At 56.9% G+C, this 22,575-nt stretch carries 16 protein-coding genes and 1 pseudogene; 7 read left to right on the top strand and 10 right to left on the bottom strand.

Annotation, left to right across the window (positions count from 1 at the left end; all coding sequences use genetic code 11):
• Window positions 1-16: 16 nt before the first annotated feature.
• Window positions 17-874 carry a tyrosine-type recombinase/integrase gene (locus FMM72_RS02285; RefSeq protein WP_180322864.1) on the bottom strand — a complete coding sequence of 286 codons (858 nt, stop codon included), beginning with the start codon at window positions 872-874 and terminating at the stop codon, window positions 17-19.
• A 310-nt stretch (window positions 875-1,184) separates the two neighbouring features.
• On the opposite strand from FMM72_RS02285, the gene FMM72_RS02280 reads away from it, so the two are divergent.
• Window positions 1,185-1,586, top strand: coding sequence for a Fur family transcriptional regulator (locus FMM72_RS02280; RefSeq protein ID WP_257431579.1), 402 nt, complete (start codon window positions 1,185-1,187; stop codon window positions 1,584-1,586).
• A gap of 267 nt (window positions 1,587-1,853) precedes the next feature.
• Here FMM72_RS02280 and FMM72_RS02275 read toward each other — a convergent pair whose 3' ends face one another.
• Window positions 1,854-2,888: an alcohol dehydrogenase gene (locus tag FMM72_RS02275; RefSeq protein ID WP_162220460.1), complete on the bottom strand. Its 1,035-nt coding sequence runs from the start codon at window positions 2,886-2,888 to the stop codon at window positions 1,854-1,856.
• Between the two features lie 174 nt (window positions 2,889-3,062).
• On the opposite strand from FMM72_RS02275, the gene FMM72_RS02270 reads away from it, so the two are divergent.
• The 3 genes from FMM72_RS02270 (at window position 3,063) to FMM72_RS02260 (ending at window position 6,706) form a co-directional block, all read left to right on the top strand.
• A complete protein-coding gene (locus FMM72_RS02270; protein ID WP_162220459.1) occupies window positions 3,063-3,995 on the top strand; it encodes a LysR family transcriptional regulator in 933 nt (310 codons plus the stop codon).
• A gap of 337 nt (window positions 3,996-4,332) precedes the next feature.
• Window positions 4,333-5,502 carry a hypothetical protein gene (locus FMM72_RS02265; RefSeq protein ID WP_162220458.1) on the top strand — a complete coding sequence of 390 codons (1,170 nt, stop codon included), beginning with the start codon at window positions 4,333-4,335 and terminating at the stop codon, window positions 5,500-5,502.
• A gap of 19 nt (window positions 5,503-5,521) precedes the next feature.
• Window positions 5,522-6,706 (top strand): M20/M25/M40 family metallo-hydrolase, encoded by a 1,185-nt coding sequence (locus FMM72_RS02260; protein WP_306815404.1) that lies wholly within the window; start codon window positions 5,522-5,524, stop codon window positions 6,704-6,706.
• A 124-nt stretch (window positions 6,707-6,830) separates the two neighbouring features.
• Here FMM72_RS02260 and abc-f read toward each other — a convergent pair whose 3' ends face one another.
• Together abc-f and FMM72_RS02250 are read right to left on the bottom strand one after the other, a co-directional pair.
• Entirely contained in the window at window positions 6,831-8,372 is a 1,542-nt protein-coding gene (abc-f, locus tag FMM72_RS02255; RefSeq protein ID WP_162220457.1) for a ribosomal protection-like ABC-F family protein, read from the bottom strand.
• A 426-nt stretch (window positions 8,373-8,798) separates the two neighbouring features.
• A complete protein-coding gene (locus tag FMM72_RS02250; RefSeq protein ID WP_160209595.1) occupies window positions 8,799-10,406 on the bottom strand; it encodes a peptide ABC transporter substrate-binding protein in 1,608 nt (535 codons plus the stop codon).
• Window positions 10,407-10,905: 499 nt separating this feature from the next.
• Between FMM72_RS02250 and FMM72_RS02245 the strand changes: the two genes are divergently transcribed.
• The 3 genes and pseudogenes from FMM72_RS02245 to nrdG all read left to right on the top strand — a co-directional run bounded on the left by FMM72_RS02245 (window position 10,906) and on the right by nrdG (window position 14,496).
• Window positions 10,906-13,227, top strand: coding sequence for an anaerobic ribonucleoside triphosphate reductase (locus FMM72_RS02245; RefSeq protein WP_162220456.1), 2,322 nt, complete (start codon window positions 10,906-10,908; stop codon window positions 13,225-13,227).
• Window positions 13,228-13,867: 640 nt separating this feature from the next.
• A pseudogene (nrdD, locus tag FMM72_RS02240) lies at window positions 13,868-13,999 on the top strand (anaerobic ribonucleoside-triphosphate reductase); the annotation flags it as partial.
• Window positions 13,996-14,496 (top strand): anaerobic ribonucleoside-triphosphate reductase activating protein, encoded by a 501-nt coding sequence (gene nrdG / locus FMM72_RS02235; RefSeq protein WP_257431587.1) that lies wholly within the window; start codon window positions 13,996-13,998, stop codon window positions 14,494-14,496. The pseudogene nrdD and the gene nrdG, both read left to right, overlap by 4 nt.
• 59 nt (window positions 14,497-14,555) lie before the next feature.
• On the opposite strand, the gene FMM72_RS02230 is transcribed toward nrdG, so the two are convergent.
• The 6 genes from FMM72_RS02230 to FMM72_RS02205 form a co-directional block, all read right to left on the bottom strand.
• Window positions 14,556-15,626 (bottom strand): glycoside hydrolase family 25 protein, encoded by a 1,071-nt coding sequence (locus FMM72_RS02230; RefSeq protein ID WP_162220455.1) that lies wholly within the window; start codon window positions 15,624-15,626, stop codon window positions 14,556-14,558.
• A 139-nt stretch (window positions 15,627-15,765) separates the two neighbouring features.
• The gene (locus FMM72_RS02225; protein WP_160209590.1) at window positions 15,766-16,353 is read right to left on the bottom strand and encodes a 4Fe-4S binding protein; all 588 of its coding nucleotides are present in this window, start codon (window positions 16,351-16,353) and stop codon (window positions 15,766-15,768) included.
• Complete coding sequence (locus tag FMM72_RS02220) at window positions 16,350-16,562, bottom strand: 4Fe-4S binding protein (RefSeq protein WP_160209589.1); 213 nt, start codon at window positions 16,560-16,562, stop codon at window positions 16,350-16,352. The genes FMM72_RS02225 and FMM72_RS02220 overlap by 4 nt, the downstream gene beginning before the upstream one ends.
• 92 nt (window positions 16,563-16,654) lie before the next feature.
• Window positions 16,655-17,335 carry an ABC transporter ATP-binding protein gene (locus tag FMM72_RS02215; RefSeq protein ID WP_180322863.1) on the bottom strand — a complete coding sequence of 227 codons (681 nt, stop codon included), beginning with the start codon at window positions 17,333-17,335 and terminating at the stop codon, window positions 16,655-16,657.
• 95 nt (window positions 17,336-17,430) lie between these two features.
• The gene (locus FMM72_RS02210; protein WP_162220454.1) at window positions 17,431-19,293 is read right to left on the bottom strand and encodes a glycoside hydrolase family 13 protein; all 1,863 of its coding nucleotides are present in this window, start codon (window positions 19,291-19,293) and stop codon (window positions 17,431-17,433) included.
• A 550-nt stretch (window positions 19,294-19,843) separates the two neighbouring features.
• Window positions 19,844-22,249, bottom strand: a complete 2,406-nt coding sequence (locus FMM72_RS02205; protein ID WP_162220453.1) for a glycogen/starch/alpha-glucan phosphorylase — start codon at window positions 22,247-22,249, stop codon at window positions 19,844-19,846.
• Window positions 22,250-22,575: the final 326 nt, after the last annotated feature.

Raw genomic sequence — 22,575 nt, 5'->3', positions numbered from 1 at the left:
TACAACATAACGGAAATTATGTGATCACAAGTCCCAGGCGTTCTATTTGCCGGCGGTGCGCCGCGCCGCTTTCCACCGTATAGATGCGTGTGGTGGAAACGTTCGTGTGCCCCAGAATGTCGGCCAGCCGGGACAGATCCTTTTCGAGAGAATAAAAGGTACGTGCAAATAAATGGCGCAGGTTGTGTGGGAATACCTTGCCCGCCTTGACGCCGGCGCGCTTGCACAGCGCTTTCATATCGCGCCAGATGTTGGAGCGGTCGAGCGGTTTTCCCGTCCTTGTGATGAAGACCGGCCCGGCTGCTCTTTTTTGTTTCGCCAGATAGGCCGACAATGCGCGCCGCAGCCGCTCCGGTAAAAAGATATACCGCGTTTTGCCCTTGCAGCGGACAACCGCGCGCCCCCTGCGCACGGCCTCTGCCGTAACAAATAAAAGCTCCGAAACGCGGATGCCTGTGGAGCAGATTGTCTGCAAAACAAGCGACAGCCGTTCGTTGCCGGATTGGACGGCTGCCCGCACCAGCCGCAGGTATTCATCGCGCGAAAGCTCCCGCTCCTCCCGGCAGAACAGCTCCCGCTGGATTTTCAGAGGCTTAACACGGCAGCCGGACCAGCCGCAGAAGCTTAAAAATCCGTTTGCGGCTGCCAGCATCGCGTTGACGCTGGCGGCCGCATACTGCTGCATCAGGCGTTCCTTCCAGGCGATTAAAGCGTGCTTTGTGACAGGCGCGCCCTGCAAAAAACGGTGAAGCGCGGCCAATCCACGGCTGTATTGGGCGATGGTGGAGCCGCTTTTTTCCTGGTCGCGCAAATAAGCGGTAAATTGCCGCAGACGCTCCTGTGTGATCACCTGTGGTTGTTTTTTACTTTCCATGGCTGAAATCCCCTTTCCAATCCTTGATACGGTTATTTTGCCGAATGTTCGGGAAATCATACCGGAAAATGAAAAAGGCCGGTTGGTATCTGGAAACCAGCCGCGCTTACGGTTTGGGCGAAGCAGCTTGACATGACGGGAAGAAACGTATAGGCTATCAGTAGAAGGTCTTAATATTGATTATGAGCCGCGTCGTCTGCGCGGGGCTGTTTGATGAAAATGCATCTGCCCACTCTGCGGACAGATGCGCAAAAACAGTCGCTTTGCAACTGTTTTTGACAGGAACCTGTCTTTGGAGGAGGGAACTGCTGTGGAACGCAGGAATACGAAGCAACGACAGCTTGTTCTGGAGGTGGTGCGCCGGCATGGCGGACATATCAGCGCGGATGAGGCGTATTTGAAAGCAAGGGAGATCGACCCGAGCATCAGCCGCGGGACGATTTACCGCAATCTCAAACTGCTGGGTCAGTCCGGCGAGATTAAACAGGTGCGCCTTCCTGGCGCTGACCAGTTTGATGTGCGCACGGACCGCCACGACCATCTGATCTGCAAGAGGTGCGGCAAGCTGGTAGACGTTGCGCTGCCATATGACGAGCGGTTGGACCGGCAACTCGCCGCGCAAAGCGGATGCAGGATCGATTCTCACCAGACCCTTTTTGATGGTCTGTGCCCGGAATGCTATGTCCGGCAAAAACAGGAACAGGAGGAATAGGCGCGGCGAAATACAGATGCAATGTTTGCGGGTTTATCCGCGACGGGGAAAAGGAAAGCAAACCGTTTGATCGGCTGACGGAGCGCCCCGTCTGTAACGCCTGCACGATCTCTCCATAGAGGATCTGCGCGCCGTCAGCCAAAAGATCAGCGAATATACAGATATCGTGCACGCCTGACTGAAAAGCCGTGTAAAAACGCTCCGCACAGATCATATTGTGCGGAGCGTTTTATACAGATGGTCATAAGTATGTTGATATATATAAATTTACGGTTCGATCGCGACCTTGATGACGCCGTCGCGCTTTTCTTCAAAGAGTGCATACGCCGCCTCAATGTCCCGCAATGGATAGGTATGCGTGATCAGCGGCGTAGTGTCCAGGCTGCCCTGTGCAATCAGACTGAGGATTTCCGCGCAGTCGCAGCCATCGACGCCACCTGTTTTGAAGGTCAGATTTTTGCCGTACATCTGCGGCAGCGGAAGAACCTGCGGGCTGTTGTAAAGCGCGACAATGGTGACAACGGCGTTTGGACGGGCGCACTGCCACGCCAGGCGGAAGGTTTCAGCCGTGCCGGCGACCTCCAGCACCACATCTGCGCCGCCATGATCGCTGTTGGCCTGTACGCATGTGAGTACATCCTGCGGCGATACGGCGATCACCTGCGAAAAGCGTGTCCGGAGAAATTGCAGGCGCAGGGGATCTGTTTCACAAACGATCACGCGTTTGGGGCGTTTGAGCAAGGTACACAGCAGCGAGCAAAGGCCGGTGGGGCCAGCGCCGACGATCAAAACGGTGTCCTCCGGCGTAATTTCAGAAATACGCGCCGCCCAGAAGCCGGTGGCGAGCACGTCGCCCACAAAAAGGGCCTGGCGGTCGTTGACATGATCAGGGATTTTGTTTAGCCCCTGGTCGGCGTAGGGCACGCGCACGAATGCGGCCTGCCCGCCGTCGATGCGGCAGCCGAGCGCCCAGCCGCCGTTGGGATCGGTACAGTTGTTGACAAAACCGTGCTCGCAGAAGAAGCAACGGCCGCAAAACGTCTCCACATTGACTGTCACGCGGTCGCCGGGCCGGACCGATGAAACGGCGCTGCCCACGGCTTCAACTACGCCGACCATCTCGTGTCCGACGGTGACGCCCGGCACGGCGCGCGGAACGCTGCCATGCTTGATGTGCAGGTCGCTTGTGCAGATGCTGGCCAACGTCACCCGGACAATTGCGTCCCGCGCGTCGAGCAGGACGGGCCTTGGCTTTTCAATCAGCGCAAAGGTTCCCGGCTTGGTATAGGTATAGGCAAGCATTGAGAGTTCACCTCCCTGGTTTGAATTTGTTTGTAAGACAAGTATACGCCTTCCGGCAGGCGGCTGCAAGAGGACGGCCTTGCTGGGCAGAGTGCAAAAATGTATGAATTTGTTCTCGAAAAGGCGGTGCAAATCTGGTAAAATAGTTATATAAAAGGAAGGAGGCGGCCAGATATGCAGCTTTCGCAGTTGATGTATTTTATAACAGTTGCAGAGCAGGGCAGCATCAATAAGGCGGCGGAAAAGCTGTTTGTGACGCAGCCTAATTTGAGCAAGGCGATCGGCAATCTGGAAAGTGAGCTGAAGGTGCGGATTTTTGACCGGACGAATAAAGGTGTCATGCTGACTGAGGACGGCAAAAAACTCTACCAATACGCGCGCACGATCCTCAACCAGATGGAGCTGATATCGGGGCTTTCGGCGAATGAACGGGTGCGGATGCTCTCCATCGCTTCTTATCCGATTATTACGATGGGTAGATTGGTAAGTGAATTCTACAATTTGCACAAACAGGAGGGCATTTCGCTCAAGTTGGTTGAGCAGCGTATGCAGCAGGTGCTTGAAAGTGTGGAAAGCGGCGAGGCGGAGATCGGTTTTATAATGAGCAATCACGCGCAGGCCAAAGAATTAAAGCACATGCTGCATTATAAAAATTTGCAGTACCATACGCTCGGCGCCGACACCTGGTATGCGAACGTCGGTCCGCACAGCCCTCTGTATGGACAGGATGAGGTGACGATGCAGCAGCTTTTACAGTATCCCATTGTCCGTCTGCCGGACGACTATTTTTCAAATCTGACCCATTATCTTGAAATTGATGGCGTCCGGTTGATTGATCACAAAAGGGTTATCTATGCCAGCGACAGCGCGGCGATTATCGAACTGCTGCGCATGACCGATGTGTTCCGGTATGGGCCGGGGGTGAGCGCGGCGGATTTTGAGGAATACGGTGTGCGTACTATCCCGATCCGAAACTGTAAGGTACAGATCAGCGCCGGATGGCTGCAACGCAGGCGCGAGCTGTTAAGCCCCGAGGCACAGGCGTTTGTCGCGTTGCTGGAGGGGCTGTATCCATGTGGGCAAGCGCAGAATCAGGATAAAAATTGATACAACCTGGATGTGAAAAATAATTATAGCTGGGTTATAACTATTGCAGAAATGTCAGCCAGCTAACCGATTGGCATGTTTAAAATATAAAAAAGAGGCGCTGTGTTTTGTGCACAGCGCCTTTTTTATTTGTGCATTCATACAATCTTTTTTAAAATGATCCGTGAAAATTTGCTGTTTTAAAAAATTTATAGCTGTGCTATAAATTTTTCAAATTAGACAGATGAAAAAATGCTGTGGTATTCTTGGAACAGTAAGAGGCTGTTTGAGGGAACGGGCGCGCCGGATATTTTGAAGGTTTTCAGATAGCCCCAAAAAATGAAAAGGATGGATGGGTATGACACCAATTTTGGCGCTTGCGGTATTGTTGCTTATTTATGCGTTGGGAGAAATGACCGCACAGAAAAGCAAGGCCGTGCTTTCCACAGTGCTTACCATTGCGATCCTGCTGCTTGCGGGATTCTGGAGCGGCATATTGCCGCGCAGCGTGATTGAGGACGCGCAGGTGACAGGCTTTGGAAACCTGATTGCCGGCCTTATGATCGTATCGCTCGGCACGACCATCGACTTCCCCGAGCTGCGCCGCCAGTGGAAGGTGGTTGTCACCTCGCTGGTCTGCGTCGTCGGCGCAGTGGCGGCAATCCTGCTGGTTGGTATCCCGGTGATCGGGCGTGATATGGCGATTGCAGGCGCGCCGATCTTTGCCGGCGGCAGTGCGGCGACGCTGATCATGACATCGGCCCTCGATGAAAAGGGGCTGGTGCTGGCGAGCACTTTCTGCATTGTTTTGTATGTGACGCAGAAGTTTATTGGCGTGCCGATCGCGTCGTTCCTGCTGCGCCGGACAGCGCGCGAATTCCGGGATGATCCGGAGCTGGTCGCGCAGTACAGCGAACAGCAGCAGGAAAACGGCGGCGCGCAAAAGCGCGGGCTGCTTCAGCTTCCGCAGTCGTATGCCCGCCCGTCTGTTTTTCTGGCAAAGATGGGCCTGGTCGCAGTCGTGGCGCACTATGCCTCGGCCCTGACAGGCGGCGTGGTACATTATTTCGTGATGTGCCTGATTATGGGCGCGGTGTTTTTCGCGCTGGGCTTTTTGGAGAAGGGTATCCTCAATAAGACGCAGTCGAGCGGCCTGATAACATTTTTTATCACGATCCTGATCTTCTCCAACCTCGCAAAGACGACGCCGCAGCAGGTGATTTCTGTTTTGCCGGCCCTGCTGGTTTCCGCGGTCAGCGGTGTGCTCGGTACGGTTGTAATCGGCATTATCTGTGCGAAGCTGATGCATATTCCGTTCAGTCTGGCAGTTTCGTTTGGCATTAGCTGTACCTTCGGCTTCCCGACCACTGTATTGATCCCGCAGGAGGTCGCCGAGGCGTTTGGCCGCAATGAAAAGGAAAAGGCGGCGATCCTCAACTATCTGCTGCCCAAGATGCTGGTCGCCGGCTTTGTCACCGTAACCATCGCGTCCGTGCTGATTGCAGGCGTTGTGATCCGTATGCTGTAAGCCGCCGCAGGAGGGACAGATGATGGAGCAATATTTTGAACAAATCAGCTGTTATATTGACGGGCAGCGCGCGTCCATGCTCGCCCTGTGGGAGGAGCTGGTCAATACGGAGAGCGGTTCCCGGCAGATCGAGGGGGTAAACGCAGTCTGCGGTATCCTGCGGCGAGAGATGGAGCGCGCGGGAATCCATACCCGCGTCCTGCCGATGCCGGACGCAGGGGATATGCTGATCGGCGAATGGAATACCGGCAGCCCAAAAGCGCCGTTGCTGCTTATCGGCCATATGGACACGGTATTTCAGGAGGGCGCCGCGCGGGAAAACCCGTTTCGCGTGGATGAAAACGGGATGGCGTACGGTCCCGGTGTGCTGGATATGAAGGCCGGGCTGGTGATTGCGCTGTACGTTGTCAAGGCGCTGGCCGCCGTGGGCTGGAACGAACGCCCAGTCAAGTTCATTTTCGCCGGCGACGAGGAGAATCTGCATATGCTTTCCAATGCAAAGGAGCTGTTCGCCGCCGAAGCGAAGGGCGCGCTCGCCGCATTCAATTTTGAGACCGGCTATATGGACGACCGTTTTGTGGTGGGGCGCGCGGGCGGCGGCCCGGCCCGCATCAATGTGCACGGCGTCGCCGCCCATTCGGGCATTGCTCCGGAAAAGGGGCGCTCCGCCGTGCTGGAAGCCGCATATAAGATCGTTGAGATTGAATCGCAAAACGACATCGCGCGCGGCCGTCTGATGAACTGCGGCGTTGTAAGCGGCGGCGTCGGTGAAAACACCATCCCGGATGCATGTTCCATCCGCATTGGTATCCGTTTTCCAAACGCGGCTGTCGGCGAAGAAATCTTTGATATCCTGAAAAAAGCGTCTGACCGGAGCACGGTGCCTGGAACGACAGCGGAACTGGATCTGTCGCGCGTCATGCAGTGTATGGAGACGACAGATGGCGTGATGGCTCTGTTTGAGCATTTAAAGGAGACGGCCGCAACCTGCGGCTATGGGGAAATCGGCTGTTTTCAGGTTGGGGGCCTGTCAGATTCAGGCATCACGGTTGCCTGTGGCGTCCCCACTGTATGCGGCATGGGGGTCCGCGGCGCAGGCAGCCATACCGCCGCGGAGCACGCGGAGGTGCGGTCGCTGTACAGCAGATGCGTGCTGGCCGCCTGCGCCGCGTATACGCTCAGGGATGATTTCGCAAAGACCTGATGGGTCCGATAAATGGGAACAGGAGACACAGACGGCCCGCGCTTTCTGAAATTGGAGGCGCGGGCCGCTTTTGCATGCGATGAAGCCGGGCAAATGGGAGCGGCGGCAATTGTGAATGCAGGTTCTAAAAGAGCTTTGGCGGTTCGGCGGCGCGGCGCATCCGGTCGATCAGATCATCCAGGCCGCTGTCGCGCGGCGCGGCGCGGCGGGCAATCTCGGCCTGCCAGTCGGCCCAGGAACCATCGAAGGCGCGTACGCCGCCGTTTTCCACGAACAGCAGGCGCTGTGCAAGCCGTTCGGTGAGACGGCGGTCGTGCGTGACGACAAGCAGCGTGCCCTGCCAGCAGGTCAGGAGCCGTTCGAGCGCCTCCAATGCGTACAGATCGAGATGATTCGTCGGTTCGTCAAGGACGAGCAGGTTGCAGTCGGAGGCAAGCAGGCGCGCAAACGCGGCCTTGGCGCGTTCACCGCCGGACAGGACGCCGGCGGGCTTGGATACATCGCAGCTTGTCAACCCCAGATTCGCGAGGATGGCGCGCACCTCGTGCTCCGCGAGCGGAGAGCCGCTGCGCGCGTTTTCAAGCACCGTCCGGCCCGGGTCAAGCACGTCGTGATTTTGCGAGAAATATCCGGCCTTTACGCCGCCGGCAAAGCGTGCGTGCGCACCGCCGCGCATGAGATGTTCAAGCAGCGTCGTCTTTCCCGCGCCGTTTGCGCCGAGCATAACCGTGCGTGTGCCGGTCACAAGCTCGAACGATGCGTTTTGCAGCACGGTGCGCGTGCCGTAGCGGACGGTCAGTCCCTCTATGCACGCGGCGCGCCGCGCCGTGACGGGACTGGCCGAGCCAAGCGCCATGCGCACCTGTGGCAGATCGGCCGGGCGTTGCTTTTCCTCCAGCCGTTCAAGGCGTTTGGCCAAAACGCCCGCCCGCTTTGCAAGCTGTCCCTGCTGCTCGGCGGCTTTGCCCTTGTGCAGGCGCGCTTCGCTGTTGCCCATACGCTTTGGAGCCTTGCGCATCGCGCGCGTCTGTTCACGCCGGCTGTAAACCTCCTGTTGGAGACGGCTTCTTTCCGCGCGGTACTGTTCATATTCGAATTGCTGGAAGGCGCGTTCGCGGTCGCGCTGTGCGAGATAATCGGAATATCCGCCGGGATAGACGCGCAGCCCGCTGTTTTCGATCGCCCAGATGGACGTACAGAACCGGTCGAGCAGCGCGCGGTCGTGGGAAATGAGCACAACCGCGCCGCGATCATCCAGCAACAGCTTTTGAAGCTGTTCGATTCCATCGAGGTCCAGGTTTGTCGTCGGTTCGTCGGCGAATAAAAGCGGCGCGTTCTGAGAAAACGCCGCAGCCAGCGCGTAACGCGTGCGCTCGCCGCCGCTTTTGCGCCCGCCGCCCGGGGACAGCAGGCGCAGAGGCGGCCCATCGGCCGCTCCATCGGCGTCGCCGGACTGGCGCGCAATCGCGATGGGGCATCGCCGGTCGATGCAGCCCTGATCGGCCGGCTCGTCGCCGTGCAGCACAGCGAGCAAAGTGCTCTTGCCCGCGCCGTTCGCGCCGACCAGGCCGATGCGGTCGCCGCTGTGAATTTCGAGCCGGTCAAAGGCAAACAGCAGCCGGTCCCCGAACGATTTACTGACATGGTCAGCCTGTAAAAGCAACATAAACAATTCCCCCATTCCGCCGCTGTCATACGAGCTTGTTAAAAAGCTTTCAACAAATTCTGGCATAAGCGGCGCAAACAAAAATGAAATTTCTGCCGGCGGACGGGGAGGGGCCTGGCCGCCACTGCCGGCCGCTTCAAGGGAGCGGGGCAGAGGGCGGTTTTATTTTGTGCGGACAAATACACAAAATCCCTCCCGGAAATCCTGTCCGGGAGGGATTTGACGCGACAAAAACACACCGCGCAAGAGAACGCGGGCAAATCTGCATATCATCAAAACAGCCGGACAGGACAAATCAAAACGGACAAACGCCCGCCGAAATGTTCCTTTGATTGTCTGACTGTTAAGAACGCATTGTACGCAGTTACCTCGTGTTTCTATAGAATTCTACTGCATTTTATCACGGCGCCGCGCGCCTGTCAAGCCCTATTCACGCACAGCGTTGCGGAAAGAAACGCCGGTTAAAAACGGCGAAAACCCGATGCCGGAGACGCCACGGGCCGTCGCATAACAGGTTGTTTCAAAATAAAGCGGAATGACCGCGCCGTCTGTGAGCAGCAAGCGCTCCGCCTCGCGGTACGCTTCAAGCTGGCCCTGTGCGTCCAGCGAGGCGACCGAAGCGAGCAGCGCGTCAAATTCCGGGTTTTGATACCCGCTGAAATTCTGGCCGGAATCGGAACGGAAATAGGAAAACAGAGCGTCCGGCGACGAATAGTCCGCGGTCAGCGGCAGGATCGCGGCTGAAAAATCGCCTGCGCCCACACGCGAGAGAACCTCGTCCTGCGGCAGCACCGTTAAGCCTGAAAACAGGCCGAAGGACCGCTGAAGCCCCTGCTGGACATAACCGGCGAGCATTTTTTGACTGTTTGCGCCGCAGACGAGGATTTCCCCCGGATCGATCTGCGGCACGCCGAGTTCGCCGGTTCCGGCGGCATAATACCGCTTGGCCAGCTCGGTGCTGTAAGCGATGGGGCTGTCCTCGCCGGCATACGCGCGAAACGGCTCGCCGCCCATGCGGACAGCCGGCGGGATCAGCATGGAGGCGGCGCGCAGGTTTTTGGGAAGCTGCCCTTCAAACAGCGCGCGGTTGAGCGAATGGGCATAGGCTCTGCGGACAGACGCATTGGAAAAAGGTTCGGCGCGCGTGTTGAACACAAGCACCCAGACAGTGTCCTCAAACGCTTCAATATCGCCGCCCATGGCCGCGACAGCCGGCAGCGATTCAAATCCAATCTCACAGGCGTCTGTTTCGCCGTTTAAAAAACGTGTGACCGGCCCGCCCGCGCCGTCCAGAAAGGCGGATGTATACAGGTCGACGCCCGACGAAAGGACTGGCTCATCGGAAACATACTGTGGGTTTGGGCGCAGGGCGATGCGTTTTTCGTTATTCCAGATAGAGATATAAAATGGGCCGTTGAAAATCAGGCTGTCCAGATCGAAGCCGTAGCGCGCGCGCGTGGAACGGAAAAACGACTCGTTGCAGGGCCTTGCGTAGCTGGCGGACAGCAGCTCCGGCAGCAGGGCGTTGGGCCGGTCAAGCGTAATCTCAAGCGTGTGGTCGCCAATGGCGCGTACGCCGAGCTGGTCGGCTGTGAGCGCACCCCTCAGAATCGCGTCCGCATTTTTCAGGCAGGAAAATTCCCCTGCGAACGGACTGGCCGCCTGAGAGTTGAACATGCGCCGAAACGCAAACACAAAATCGTGCGCCGTCACAGGCGTACCGTTGTACTGCTTGCCGCCGCCCGTCCACACGGCGTCTGTGCGCAGATGAAACGTATAGGTCAGCCCGTCGGACGAGATCTCGTGAGATTGGGCCAGACAGGGCTGAACGTTTCCGTCGGGCATCTGGCGGAACAGCCCTTCAAACGTGTTGGAGATGATCATGCGGGCGGCCGGGGCGGTCGCAAACTGCGGGTCCAGATTGCTCACGCCGCCTGGTATATCGTATCGCACCGGGCCCCCTGCGCCGCCGCTGCAGCCGGCGAGCAGGACAACCAGGGCCAGAAGAAGGATCAAAAGACGTGTTTGCTTCATAGCGCACCCCCTTTGCACAAAACTGTTTTCGATAAAGAAACTGTTCCGTTTTCAAGCCTCAGAAGGCTTGTGAAAAGGGAAAAGCTCCTGTATGCTTTTATTCTTTGGGCAGGCTTTAAATAAGCCGGGGCATCCCCCTTGATCTGTTTGAGAGATTCCGCTGTTCATTCCGCCTGCTTATGACGATCATCCTAATGCATAGTTTAGCAGACTTCACAATCAATTGCAACGCGGCCGCACCCGTCTATAAGGTGTGTAAAGCCGCCGCGATTCCTGCGCGCGTTTTCGCGAAAAGGCACACAAAAGGGCGAAAAACAGAAGAACACAAGATATTGTGCATATACGCAAAAAATCATACTAAAAAATGTGCCGTCTCCCATTGACAGGCAGGCTCTTTTCCATTAAAATGATAGATGTTCGATTTGAAGAATACCAAGATATTGTGTATCGTTTTTGAATTTACACAATATATGGAAACGGTGAGAAGTTGGAGGGCCAAATGATCCAAACGATTATCAAGCGCGACGGGCGGTGCGTCCTGTTTGACGCGGATAAAATCGCATCTGCGATTTTTAAAGCCGCCCAGGCACTCGGCGGCAACGATTACGAGACGGCGAAGACGCTTGCCGGGCAGGTGGCCGCCTATCTCAATGAGCGGTATGGAGATGAAAGCCCCTCTGTCGAGCAGATCCAGGACGCGGTCGAGCGCACGCTCGTCGAGAGCGGACATGCCCGCACCGCCAAGGAGTACATTCTCTACCGCGCGCAGCGCACCCGTGTGCGCGACATGGGCACGCGCCTGATGAAAACGTATGAGGAGCTGACATATAAGTCGGCCGACGAAAACGACATCAAGCGCGAAAACGCCAATATCGACGGCGACACGGCTATGGGCACCATGCTCAAATATGGTTCGGAGGGCGCCAAGCAGTTCTATCACATGTTTGTGCTCAATCCCGTCCATTCCAAAGCGCATCTTGACGGGGATATCCACATCCATGACCTCGATTTTCTGACGCTGACAACCACCTGCTGCCAGATCGATATTGAAAAGCTGTTTGACGGCGGCTTCTGCACAGGCCACGGTTTTCTGCGCGAGCCGAACGATATCCAGAGCTACGCAGCGCTCGCCTGTATTGCCATCCAGTCCAACCAGAACGACCAGCACGGCGGGCAGAGCATCCCCAATTTTGACTACGGCATGGCAAAGGGCGTCGCCAAGACATACCGCAAGCAGTACACGCGCAATGCCGCCAAGGCGCTGGCGTTGTTCTGCGGGCTTGAAAACGCGGAGGACACAGCCAAGGCTATCCGCGAGCGCGTCCACAGTGAGACGGGGTTATACCCCGTCCTGGCTGACGACAACAGCTACCGTGAGCGCGAGGCCCCGCTGCTGGCGCAGTATGCCGACGGGGCGCTTGTGAAAAAAATCCAGAGCTTCGCCGTTGCGGAGGCGGCGCGTGAGACGCGCCGTGCCACCTATCAGGCGATGGAGGCGCTTGTACATAACCTGAACACGATGCATTCGCGCGCGGGCGCGCAGATTCCGTTTTCCTCCATCAATTACGGGACTGATACGTCGCCTGAAGGGCGGCTCGCGACAGAATGCGTCATGCGCGCCACCGAGGCCGGGCTTGGCAACGGCGAGACGCCGATTTTCCCGATCCATATTTTCAAGGTCAAGGAGGGCGTCAATTTTAATGAAGGCGATCCAAACTATGACCTGTTCAAGTTGGCCTGCCGTGTGTCTGCCAAGCGCCTGTTTCCAAATTTCTCCTTCATTGACGCGCCGTTTAACCTGCAATTTTATAAGCCCGGCCGTCCCGAAACGGAAATCGCCTATATGGGCTGCCGCACGCGCGTCATCTCCAACCACTATGACCCAAGCCGCCAGATCGTCAACGGCCGCGGAAACCTGAGCTTTACATCAATCAATCTGCCGCGTATCGCCATCCGTGCAAAAGGCGATACCGACTGGTTTTTCGAGGAGCTTGACCGCAAAATCGACCTTGTGATCGAGCAGCTTTTGGAGCGGTTTGAAATCCAGGCGAAAAAGAAGGTGCGCAATTTCCCGTTTTTGATGGGACAGGGCGTCTGGATCGATTCCGACAAGCTCGGCCCAGACGACGAGGTGCGCGAGGTGCTCAAACATGGCACCCTGTCCGTCGGCTTCATCGGCCTGGCCGAGACGCTCAAGGCGCTGATCGGCCAGCACCACGGCGAAAGCGATTATGCGCAAAACCTGGGACTGGAGATCGTCGGCCATATGCGCCGGCGCATGGACGACGCCACGCGTGAGACAGGCTTTAACTTCTCGTTGCTCGCCACGCCGGCCGAGGGGCTGTCGGGACGCTTTGTCCGCATGGACCGCAAGCTCTACGGCGAGATGGAGGGCGTCACCGATCATGAATTCTATACAAATTCGTTTCATATCCCTGTCTATTACAACATCTCCGCCAGCCGTAAAATCAGGCTGGAGGCGCCGTACCACGCCCTGACGAACGCCGGCCATATCTCCTACATCGAGCTTGACGGCGATCCGCTGAAAAATCTTGATGCGTTTGAACAGGTCGTGCGTTATATGAAGGAATGCGGCATCGGCTACGGCTCGATCAACCACCCGGTCGACCGCGATCCTGTCTGCGGCTATACAGGCATCATCGACGAAGTCTGCCCGCGCTGCGGCCGCCGCGAGGGCGAGGCCGTCAGCGTCGAAAAGCTGCGCCAGCTCGGCTGCTGGCATGAAAGTGCCGCTAACTGCGGCTACTGCGGCGATCCCTTCGAGGAGGACGAACGCGCCGCAAACCCTCTCTCCTTTTAAGCGCGCTTTTCCCCGCTTTTTTGAAAAAAAGCTTGGCAAAAAGCTTTCCAGCCTTTTTGAAAAAAGGCTTCGGCGAAAAACTTAGTTCGGCTGCGCCGCGAACAGTGGGGCAGGCGCAGTAAATCTGATTTACGCCGCGTCGATCAAAAGTTTTCGCCCGCCTTTTTCAAAAGGCGGCGGGTGAAGGGGAATGACAAGGCCCCTTGCGGGTCTTGTCATTCCCCGAGGGCAGAGCCCTTTCTCCGGGCCGCAGCCCTCATAAAAAGCGCGGACCGCAGGCCGCAAGACACCCGTTCAGACACGCCAGCCTGCCCCCAGCAAAATCCGTGACAGACGCCGCGCGGCTGGCATGGATTTTGCAAGCACCCGCTTTCCAGCCTTTTTGAAAAAAGGCTTCGGCGAAAAACTTTCCGGCTTTTTTGAAAAAAAGCCTCAGCAAAAAACTTTAGTCGGCTGCGCCGCGAACAGTGGGGCAGGCTCCGGTATTTTTACAGGCTGCGCCGCGAACAGCGGGTTTGGCGCCGCGTTTTCGGCGATAGAAGGCGAAAACAAGCTGAATCTTTCATATCTATAAAATTCATTTTTGGAGGCTTACAGGATGGTACAGGTTCATATCGAAAACGAACAGATGGTCGGACAGGGCGTCGGCTTTGAGCGCATCCGCCGCATTACGGGATATCTCGTCGGAACGCTTGACCGCTTTAACGACGCAAAGCGCGCCGAGGTGGGCGAGCGCGTCAAGCACACAGTCAGCCGCGAAGTTAAGCTGTGAGCGAGCCGCCGCGCCTGCGCGTATCCGGATGCGTCTCCGATTCCATTGTGGACGGGCCTGGGATGCGCTATGTCGTTTTTGTACAGGGCTGCCCGCACCACTGCCCCGGATGCCATAACCCGCAGACGCATGATTTCGGCGGCGGCTATGACGCCGACCTGGACGAGATCGTCCGGCAGATCGCCGGAGACCCGCTGATGAGCGGCGTGACGTTTTCCGGCGGCGAGCCGTTTTGTCAGGCCGAGGCGCTCTGCGCGCTCGGCGAGCGCATCCGTGCGCTTGGAAAAAGCATTGCTATTTACTCCGGGTATACATATGGGCAGTTGATACAAAAAGGAGAAAGCGATCCGTCGGTTCTGCGCCTTTTGGATCTGGCGGACCTTTTGATCGACGGACCATACATTGAGGCACAGCGCGATCTGTCCCTGCGGTTTCGCGGCAGCAAAAACCAGCGTGTGATTGATCTGCGCGGCCGCTCCCATGCGGCGCGGACATAAACGTGGTCCAGCGCAGTCATAAAAAGGAACGGGCCCTGCGGGGCCCGTTCCTTTTTAGCTTAATACCTGGTAAACGCAATATTCATATCGACATTGCCGCTGATTCCATTCACGCGCCCGGTGCTCGAATATTGCAGAATATCGAGCTTGTAGGGGTAGAACGGGACCTTGTAGTACTGCGCCAGCCAGAGGTCGTATTCGCTGATGGCGGCCAGATCCATCTTTTCGATAAACCATTTGGTATAGCTGTAAACCATCGGCGTATAGCCTGCGTCCTCGACCGCGCCGCAGAACGCATCGACAATCTGGGTCGTCGTGCGCGGCGTCAGCCTGTTGGTGCGGGCGCTGGCGGACGGCGCGCCTTCGATATCGAGCACAACCGGATAGGTGATATTGTACCCATCAATCGCGTCGAGCAGCATACGCGCCTCCTCGAGCGCCTCCGAGCGGTTGACCGCCTGCGAGTAGAAATAGACGCCCACGTCGACGCCCGCGTTGAGCGCGCCCTCGATATTCTGCTGATAACGGCTGTCATAGTTGAGCTTGCCCGTGCCATAACCGCGGTAGCCGACACGGATAAACGCGAAATCGACGCCCGAAGCCTTGACCTTATCCCAATTGATCGTGCCTTGGAATTCCGAGACATCGATACCCTTGCGTGCGTTGCCGTAACGCAGCTCGCCGTTCGAACGGCGTGTCAGGCTGTCCCAATCGATGTGGTTTTTGGGGATGCCGGATTTGATTGGTATGTATTCGAGCGTGTTGCCTGTTTTGAATACGAAGCAGTCGTCAAAAAACCGCTGGACATACTGCGCGGGCAGGCCGTATTCGCGCGCATAACTTTTGAGCGCCGATTGCCGGATCGATTTTTTGCCATCGATCTCGTCGAGAAAATCGGGGTCGACATCATAATCCTTGGCTACCTGTTTGAGCAGCTTGACAGGGATGTTCGCTCCACTTGAAACAGCGGTTGAGCCGGAGCCGGTCCGGTCGACAGGTTCCTCGTAGCCAACCTCATCCACAGGCTTGAGCAGCCGGCCGTCTGCGCTGACCGAGGCGGCGGGCGTCAGGGCGACGAGCGCAGCGGCAAGCAGCGCGGACAGGATGCGTGTGTTTTTTTTCTGTTGCATGGGTGCACCTTCCTTCCAGCATGTTGTACGCTTTTCTGTTCTATTTTAGCGTATTTTGTCGCCTTTTGGAAGGGGGAAACTCCATCAAATCACATGGAAATTCAAGGAGCACCGCGCAAAACCCCTGCCCGGCATGTTGTCAGGGGCGGCCACGCCCGGCGGCGCTCCTGGCCTTGCAGATCAGTTGCGTCATCGTGCCCATCGGGCAGTAAACGCACCAGGAGCGCGGCTTGAACAGGATCATGGTGACAAATCCGAGTACAGTAGAGGTCAGCATGACGCTGTAAAAGCCAAAGGCAAACTGCGCCGCGCCTGCATGAACCAACGTCCCGTGATATGCCCAGTTCCAGGGCAGCTTAAATGTCCAAAGCAGCGTTACAACCTGGCGGAGGCCCTGCACGTCTGCAAATACCAGATAGGTGACCCAAAGCATCTGGAAAAACATGATAAAAAAGAAAATTAGAAACCCATATCGGAACCATTTGCTTTTCATCCAATGTGGGATATCCTTTTTGCGCGACAATCCGAATTTCCCGCCCAGCAGGCCCAGGAGCTGCCCGCGTCCGCAGTAGCGGTTGCAGTACCCCTTCCCGCCGCCGGCGATTGCGATCAAAAGCGGGATAAAAAAGCACAACAGGCCGAGCCATGCGAACAGGATGTTGAAAAAGCCAAGTGCAAGATAGGTCAGGGACGCGATCCAGAGATAATCATACCAGTGTTTCTTCACAGCGCCGCCTCCCGAATGGTGATCACTGTCGCGGGACATTCCTTCGCGCAGCGGCCGCAGCCGACGCATTTTTCCGGATCGACGACGGCCATGACGCCGCGTGCGATTTGGATTGCGGATTTGGGGCAGACCTTGACACAGCAGCCGCAGGCGACACAGTCGGATGGTTCGACAAAGGCTTTGCGCACGGCCCGTTTCGTCTGGTTCATAAAGCATCCTCCTTCATTAGCCGGATGGCAGGATACCTTCATTGTAACAGGCCGGCCCCGCAGCGCACAGTGACTTGATCACTATGAACAAACTATTGCCGGCTGTCTGAGACAACGCGCCCGTCGATGATGCGGATCAACCGGCCGGCCGCGGAGGCGATCGATTCGTCGTGCGTAATCAGAATAATTGTGTGCCCCTCACCGTGCAGCGCGCGCAGAATCCCCATCACCTGCGCGCCCGCCGCGGAGTCGAGGTTTCCGGTCGGTTCGTCTGCCAGAATGATCGGCGGCTTGGCCGCGATCGCCCGGGCAATCGCGGCGCGCTGCTGTTGACCTCCCGATAGCTGGGCGGGATAGTGGCGCATACGGTTGGCGATCCCAACTCGTTCAAGCGCCTCCTGCGCCAGACGCAGCCGCTCACGCCTGGGAATCCTGCGGTAAATCAGCGGCAATTCGACATTTTCCAACGCAGTCAGGCTGGGGATCAGGTTGAAACTTTGGAAAATAAAGCCGATTCGCCGGTTGCGGATGCCGGCTAAAATGGTTTCGGGAATATCGGCTACATTTTTTCCGTCAAGCAGATATGATCCGGCGTCCGGCGCATCGAGACAGCCGAGCATATTCATCAGCGTCGATTTGCCCGAGCCGGACTGACCAGTGATCGCCACAAATTCACCGGCCTCTATGGAAAGCGATACGCCGCCGAGCGCGCGGACCTCGCTTTCGCCGGCGCTGTATATCTTGCATAAATCGGTCAACTGAACAAGCGGCATGATAAAAATCCCCCTTACGGTACCAGTGTTCGCACCGTGAGGGGGATTTATACTGCCAGAAGCTGTACCAATTGATACAGCTTCCTAGTCCGCAGTCAGCGCGCCGCCAGGATGACTGCGCTGAAGGGCGCGAGCAGTTCGTCCTTTGAGAGCGCCCCGAACAGCGGGACGGCGTTGCGGAATTCAGCCGGTATAACGGCCGGCGCGGGCTGCTCCGTGCGGTTGACCGCGATATACAGCGACCTTTCGCCGCAGTCGCGGATAAAAGAGACAACGCTTGAGGTGAACGAAACCGGGCAAAATCCACCTGTTGACAGCGACGGATAGTCGCGGCGCACGCGTCCAAGCTGCCGGAACGTCTCAATCAGATCGGCGTCCTCGCGGCCCCAGGGGTAGCAGCAACGGTTAAACGGGTCCTTATAGCCGTACATTCCCGCTTCGTCGCCATAATAAAGACACGGGATACCCGGCAGCGTGTATTGAATGACCGCCGCCAGACGCAGGAGCTTTTTACCAAGCTCGTAGCGGTCGCGGGAAAGCGTGTTGTTCTGCCCCTGCCACTCGCGTCCGTTGCCGCCGGTGGGCTGTCCGGCCAGAGCAGTGATCGCACGTTCCACATCATGTGTTGAGAGCGAATTCATCAGCACGTCGAGCACGGGTTTCGGATAATGCTCCAGGATATCCATGACCGTCATATACAGCCGGTAGCAGTCGCCGCCGCGTACAAAGGCAAGGATGGCGTCCTTAAACGGATAATTCATGACGGAATCGAGCTGCCCGCCAAGAAAATAACGGCGGCGCACGCCGTAGGCGCATTTTGTCGACGCGTCCTCCCAAACCTCTCCGATCACCGCGCCCTGGGGATTTTCCGCCTTGACAGCGGCTGTGATCTGATCAAGAAACGCGTCGGGCAGCTCGTCGGCCACATCGAGCCGCCACCCGGAAACGCCGGCGCGCATCCATTTGCGCAGCACGCCGTTTTCCCCGCAGATAAACGAGCTGTAGGCCGGTTCCTGTTCATTGAGATTCGGAAGCTCGGTAAAGCCCCACCAACTGTCGTACTCGTTGGGCCAGTTGTTAAACTGGTACCAGCTACGGTAAGGGCTGTTGGGATCGTTATACGCGCCGCCGTCTCCATAGCGGCGGAATTTGTTAAAATAGACGCTGTCAGCGCCGGTATGGTTAAACACGCCGTCAAGAATGACAGACATTCCGCGCCGTTTGGCCTCGGAGCACAGCGCGCGCAGATCCGCCTCACTGCCAAGCAGCGGGTCGATTTTTTCATAATCGGCTGTGTTGTAGCGGTGATTGGAATGCGCTTCAAAGATCGGGTTCAGATAGAGCACCGTTACGCCGAGACTTTCCAGATAGGGCAGCTTTTCGATGATGCCGCGCAGATCGCCGCCGAAATAATCGGAGTTTCTAAACTTGCCGTCCTGATCCGGCCGGTACACAGGCAGCTCGTACCAGTCGGTATGCATACTGCGGTCGCCCGGGACGTCCGTTTTCGGCATACCGGACGCATAAAAGCGGTCGGGAAAAATCTGGTACATGACGCCTGATTTCAGAAAATCGGGCGTTTTCATATGCCGGTCGTAAATTGTGAGCTGCCACATTTCACCGCCGTCGGGAAACAGCGCACCAAATCCATCCTGCCCGCGCGCGATGTGCAGTGTGCCGTTGACGCCCGTGACCTCAAACACATAAAAATAAAGCTGCGGGTCGGGTGCGTAAAAAATACAGTCATACGATGATGTGACGCCGTCGCTTGAAGCGTACCGCATGGGGATTCGTTCCGGGCAGTCCCAGTGGTCCGCCTTATACATCAGCAGAAACGGGTCGCGAAGCTGATAGGAGATCGGCAAAAAAACCCTGAAATGTACAACCTCATCCGTTGCGGCTGCGCCAAACGGCGTCTTACAGCGGGAATCCCGGCTGTCATACAGAAAATCGTTCATCCTCGTCACTCCTTTCTTCCAGCCTTTTTGAAAAAAGGCTTCGGCGAAAAACTGCATACCTTTTTTGAAAAAAGGTATGCCAAAAAACTTCATACCTTTTTTGAAAAAAAGGTATGCCAAAAAACTTTAGTCGGCTGCGCCGCGAATAGCGGGGCGGGTTCCGGTATTTTTACAGGCTGCGCCGCGAATAGCGGGGCGGGTTCCGGTATTTTTACAGGCTGCGCCGCGAATAGCGGGGCAGGTTCCGGTATTTTTACAGGCTGCGCCGCGAATAGCGGGGCGGGCGCTGCGCTTTTACAGGCCGCGCCTGCCCCAGGGTTGGGTCCATGGGATAGGGGCGGCCCGCCCCTGTCCCGTGAGGCGCGCTGAGGGGCGCAGCCGCGGCTTGTCCGCGCCCGGCGGCTACAGCCGCCGGAAAGCCCCGAATAGCCGGCCGGGCAAGCGAAGCGGCCGGCGGTGAGCGGCCCGCGCACGGGTCGCGCGCGCCCCAGTGGCCGGCGGTGAGCGAACCGCGCACGGGTCGCGCGCGCCTTAGCGCTCCAGCGACCTATTATAGGTTCCAGATATAATGGCTGTAATCGTTGATGGAGCGGTCGGCGCAGAAATAACCGGAGGCCGCGATGTTGTGCAGCGACATGCGCTGCCATACTTCGGTCTGCGTATAAAGCTGGGAGGCTTTCTTCTGGATATCGCAGTACGATACGAAATCGGCAAGCACCATGTAGGGGTCGTTAAAACGCAGGGAGTTGGAAATGTTGGGGAATTGCTGGTTGCAGATGCCCGCAGGGAGCATGTCAAGCGCACGGCGCAGACGATCGTCGCGGATAAAGTTTGACGGATGGTAGCCGGCCGCGCGCAGGGCGTCAACCGCTTCGGTGGTCATGCCGAAGATCAGGATATTTTCGCTGCCGACATGCTCGCCGATTTCAATATTCGCGCCGTCAAGCGTACCAAGCGTGACAGCGCCGTTGAGCATCAGCTTCATATTGCCGGTGCCGCTTGCCTCGGTCCCTGCCAGAGAGATCTGTTCGGAGATTTCGCTGGCGGGCATCAGCAGCTCGGAGATGGTGACGCTGTAATTTTCCAGAAATACGATGCGCAGTTTGTCGCGCACAGCCTCATCGCCTTCGATCATGTCGCGCAGGGTACAGATGAACTTGATGATCTGCTTGGCCAAAAAGTATCCGGGCGCGGCTTTTGCGCCGAAAATATATGTCTTGGGAACGAACGGCGCGTTCGGATTGTCCTTGAGCCAGAGGTATTCCGTCAGGATATGAAGCGCATTAAGATGCTGCCGCTTATATTCATGCAGGCGCTTGACCTGTACGTCAAAGATGGAATCGGTGTTGAGCGTCACGCCGGAGGCGTCAAGCACATATTTGGCCAGACGCTGCTTGTTTTCCTTCTTGACGGCGGCAAGCCGTTCAAGCGTCTGTTTGTCGTCGGCGAACCGTTTAAAACGGCCCAGATGCGACATATCGTGCAGCCAGCTGTCGCCGATGGTGTCGAACAACAGCTTTGTCAGTCCGGGATTGGACTGGTAAAGCCAGCGGCGCGAGGCGATACCGTTTGTGACATTCTTGAATTTATCGGGTGTGAGCTTATAATAATCGTGGAACACGCTGTCCTTGATGATCTGTGAATGCAGCTTGGAAACGCCGTTGACACAATGCGAGGCGATGACGGCCAGATTGGCCATGCGCACCTGATAATCGTAAATGACGCGCATACGGTCAATATCGTACTGGTCGTAATGATACGTTTCGCGCAGCAGCTCGCAGAAACGGCGGTCGATCTCCTGCACGATCATATAGATACGCGGCAGCAGGTTGCGGAAAATGTCCTCATTCCACTTTTCAAGCGCCTCGGCCATGACGGTATGATTGGTATAGGCAAAGGCGTCCGTCACAATTCTCCACGCCTGATCCCATCCATAACCGCAGTCGTCAAGCAGCACACGCATCAGCTCGGGAATGGCGAGCGTGGGATGCGTGTCGTTGATCTGGACGGCGTTTTTTTCGCCGAAATTGTCAAGCGTGCCGTAAAGCGCCAGATGGCGGCGCACAATATCGGAAATTGAGGCCGCGGTCAAAAAGTACTGCTGCTTGAGACGCAGCATCTTGCCCTCGGCGTGGTTGTCGTTGGGATAAAGAACCTTGGAAATCGCCTCTGCGGCGGAGGCGGCGCCGACAGAATTGACATAGTCGCCGCGGTTAAAGGCCTCCATATCAAAGCCGGGGCTTTTGGCTTTCCACAGGCGCAGCATCGCGACGCCCTCGCTGCCGAAGCCCGGGACATACATATCATGCGGCACGGCGTAAACGGTCTGATATTCGACATGGTTGACCCAGTGATGCCCGCCGGACCAGCCCTCCTCGATGCGGCCGCCGAATTTGACCGGTACGGTGCGGTCCGGCTTGACCTTGAGCCAGACGCTGCCGCCCGGCAGCCAGTAGTCAGGCGTTTCTGTCTGCCAGCCGTCGATGATGCGTTGCTTGAAAATGCCGTATTCATACAGGATAGAGTAACCCATTGCAGGCAGCTCGTTGGTGGCCATCGCATCAAGATAGCACGCCGCCAGGCGGCCAAGGCCGCCGTTCCCAAGCCCTGCGTCCGGCTCGAGCGCGTACATGTGCTCAATATCAACGCCGAGGCTGTCCAGGGCAGCCGTCATGGCGTCGTGGACGCCGAGATTGTAAAGGCTGTTTTTGAGCGAACGGCCCATCAGAAACTCCATGCTCAGATAGTAAACCTTTTTGCGGGCGCGCGCGTTGTTGTGCGCGTCAAAAAACTTGTATTTTTCACTGAGGATACCGCGGATCACACGACACAGCGCCTCATAATACGCTTCGTCGGAAGCGTACTCCGGATCAATCAGCATGTCGTTTTTAAAAGTATCCAGGATCAGGTTTTCCAGGACCGCCTTTGTATAATGTTTTTTTGTATCGATTCCCATTGTGAACCTCCCGAAGGCGGGCGTATCCGCCGCCTGTTTGAGTTAGGCGCGCCGTTAAAAACGCGCCGCTTTAATGAAAGCCCCGCTGCATTTTTATCCAATCTGGACGTTTTTGCGTGAAACACGGATTGCAGCAAACAAAAGCGAACAAAAACTGACGGCCGCAGACAATCCCTTTTCATGGGGCTTTGAGACAATTATCTTTATTATACTTAAATAAATGCGCGCGTGCAAGCGATTTGACGTAAATTTATGGAAGCGCACAGGCCATATCGATTGAATGCACGCTCATTCGTGGATTTTTTTGGGTGCGCCCCTTTATTCGC

Origin of the sequence: Anaerotruncus colihominis (assembly GCF_010206195.1) — a bacterium.
In the GTDB taxonomy this organism is placed as follows: Bacteria; Bacillota; Clostridia; order Oscillospirales; family Ruminococcaceae; genus Anaerotruncus; species Anaerotruncus colihominis_A.
Note: the sequence above shows the minus strand (reverse complement) of the source record. Positions and strands in the feature narration are given on the sequence as shown.

What these genes read in the sequence shown, in the direction of transcription:
- FMM72_RS02260 (WP_306815404.1), top strand. Translation starts at nt 5,522, where the DNA reads ATGATGGAGCAATATTTTGAACAAATCAGCTGTTATATTGACGGGCAG.
- FMM72_RS02285 (WP_180322864.1), bottom strand. Translation starts at nt 874, where the DNA reads ATGGAAAGTAAAAAACAACCACAGGTGATCACACAGGAGCGTCTGCGG.
- FMM72_RS02275 (WP_162220460.1), bottom strand. Translation starts at nt 2,888, where the DNA reads ATGCTTGCCTATACCTATACCAAGCCGGGAACCTTTGCGCTGATTGAA.
- abc-f (WP_162220457.1), bottom strand. Translation starts at nt 8,372, where the DNA reads ATGTTGCTTTTACAGGCTGACCATGTCAGTAAATCGTTCGGGGACCGG.
- FMM72_RS02230 (WP_162220455.1), bottom strand. Translation starts at nt 15,626, where the DNA reads ATGCAACAGAAAAAAAACACACGCATCCTGTCCGCGCTGCTTGCCGCT.
- FMM72_RS02215 (WP_180322863.1), bottom strand. Translation starts at nt 17,335, where the DNA reads ATGCCGCTTGTTCAGTTGACCGATTTATGCAAGATATACAGCGCCGGC.
- FMM72_RS02270 (WP_162220459.1), top strand. Translation starts at nt 3,063, where the DNA reads ATGCAGCTTTCGCAGTTGATGTATTTTATAACAGTTGCAGAGCAGGGC.
- FMM72_RS02250 (WP_160209595.1), bottom strand. Translation starts at nt 10,406, where the DNA reads ATGAAGCAAACACGTCTTTTGATCCTTCTTCTGGCCCTGGTTGTCCTG.
- FMM72_RS02245 (WP_162220456.1), top strand. Translation starts at nt 10,906, where the DNA reads ATGATCCAAACGATTATCAAGCGCGACGGGCGGTGCGTCCTGTTTGAC.
- FMM72_RS02265 (WP_162220458.1), top strand. Translation starts at nt 4,333, where the DNA reads ATGACACCAATTTTGGCGCTTGCGGTATTGTTGCTTATTTATGCGTTG.
- FMM72_RS02205 (WP_162220453.1), bottom strand. Translation starts at nt 22,249, where the DNA reads ATGGGAATCGATACAAAAAAACATTATACAAAGGCGGTCCTGGAAAAC.
- FMM72_RS02220 (WP_160209589.1), bottom strand. Translation starts at nt 16,562, where the DNA reads ATGAACCAGACGAAACGGGCCGTGCGCAAAGCCTTTGTCGAACCATCC.
- FMM72_RS02210 (WP_162220454.1), bottom strand. Translation starts at nt 19,293, where the DNA reads ATGAACGATTTTCTGTATGACAGCCGGGATTCCCGCTGTAAGACGCCG.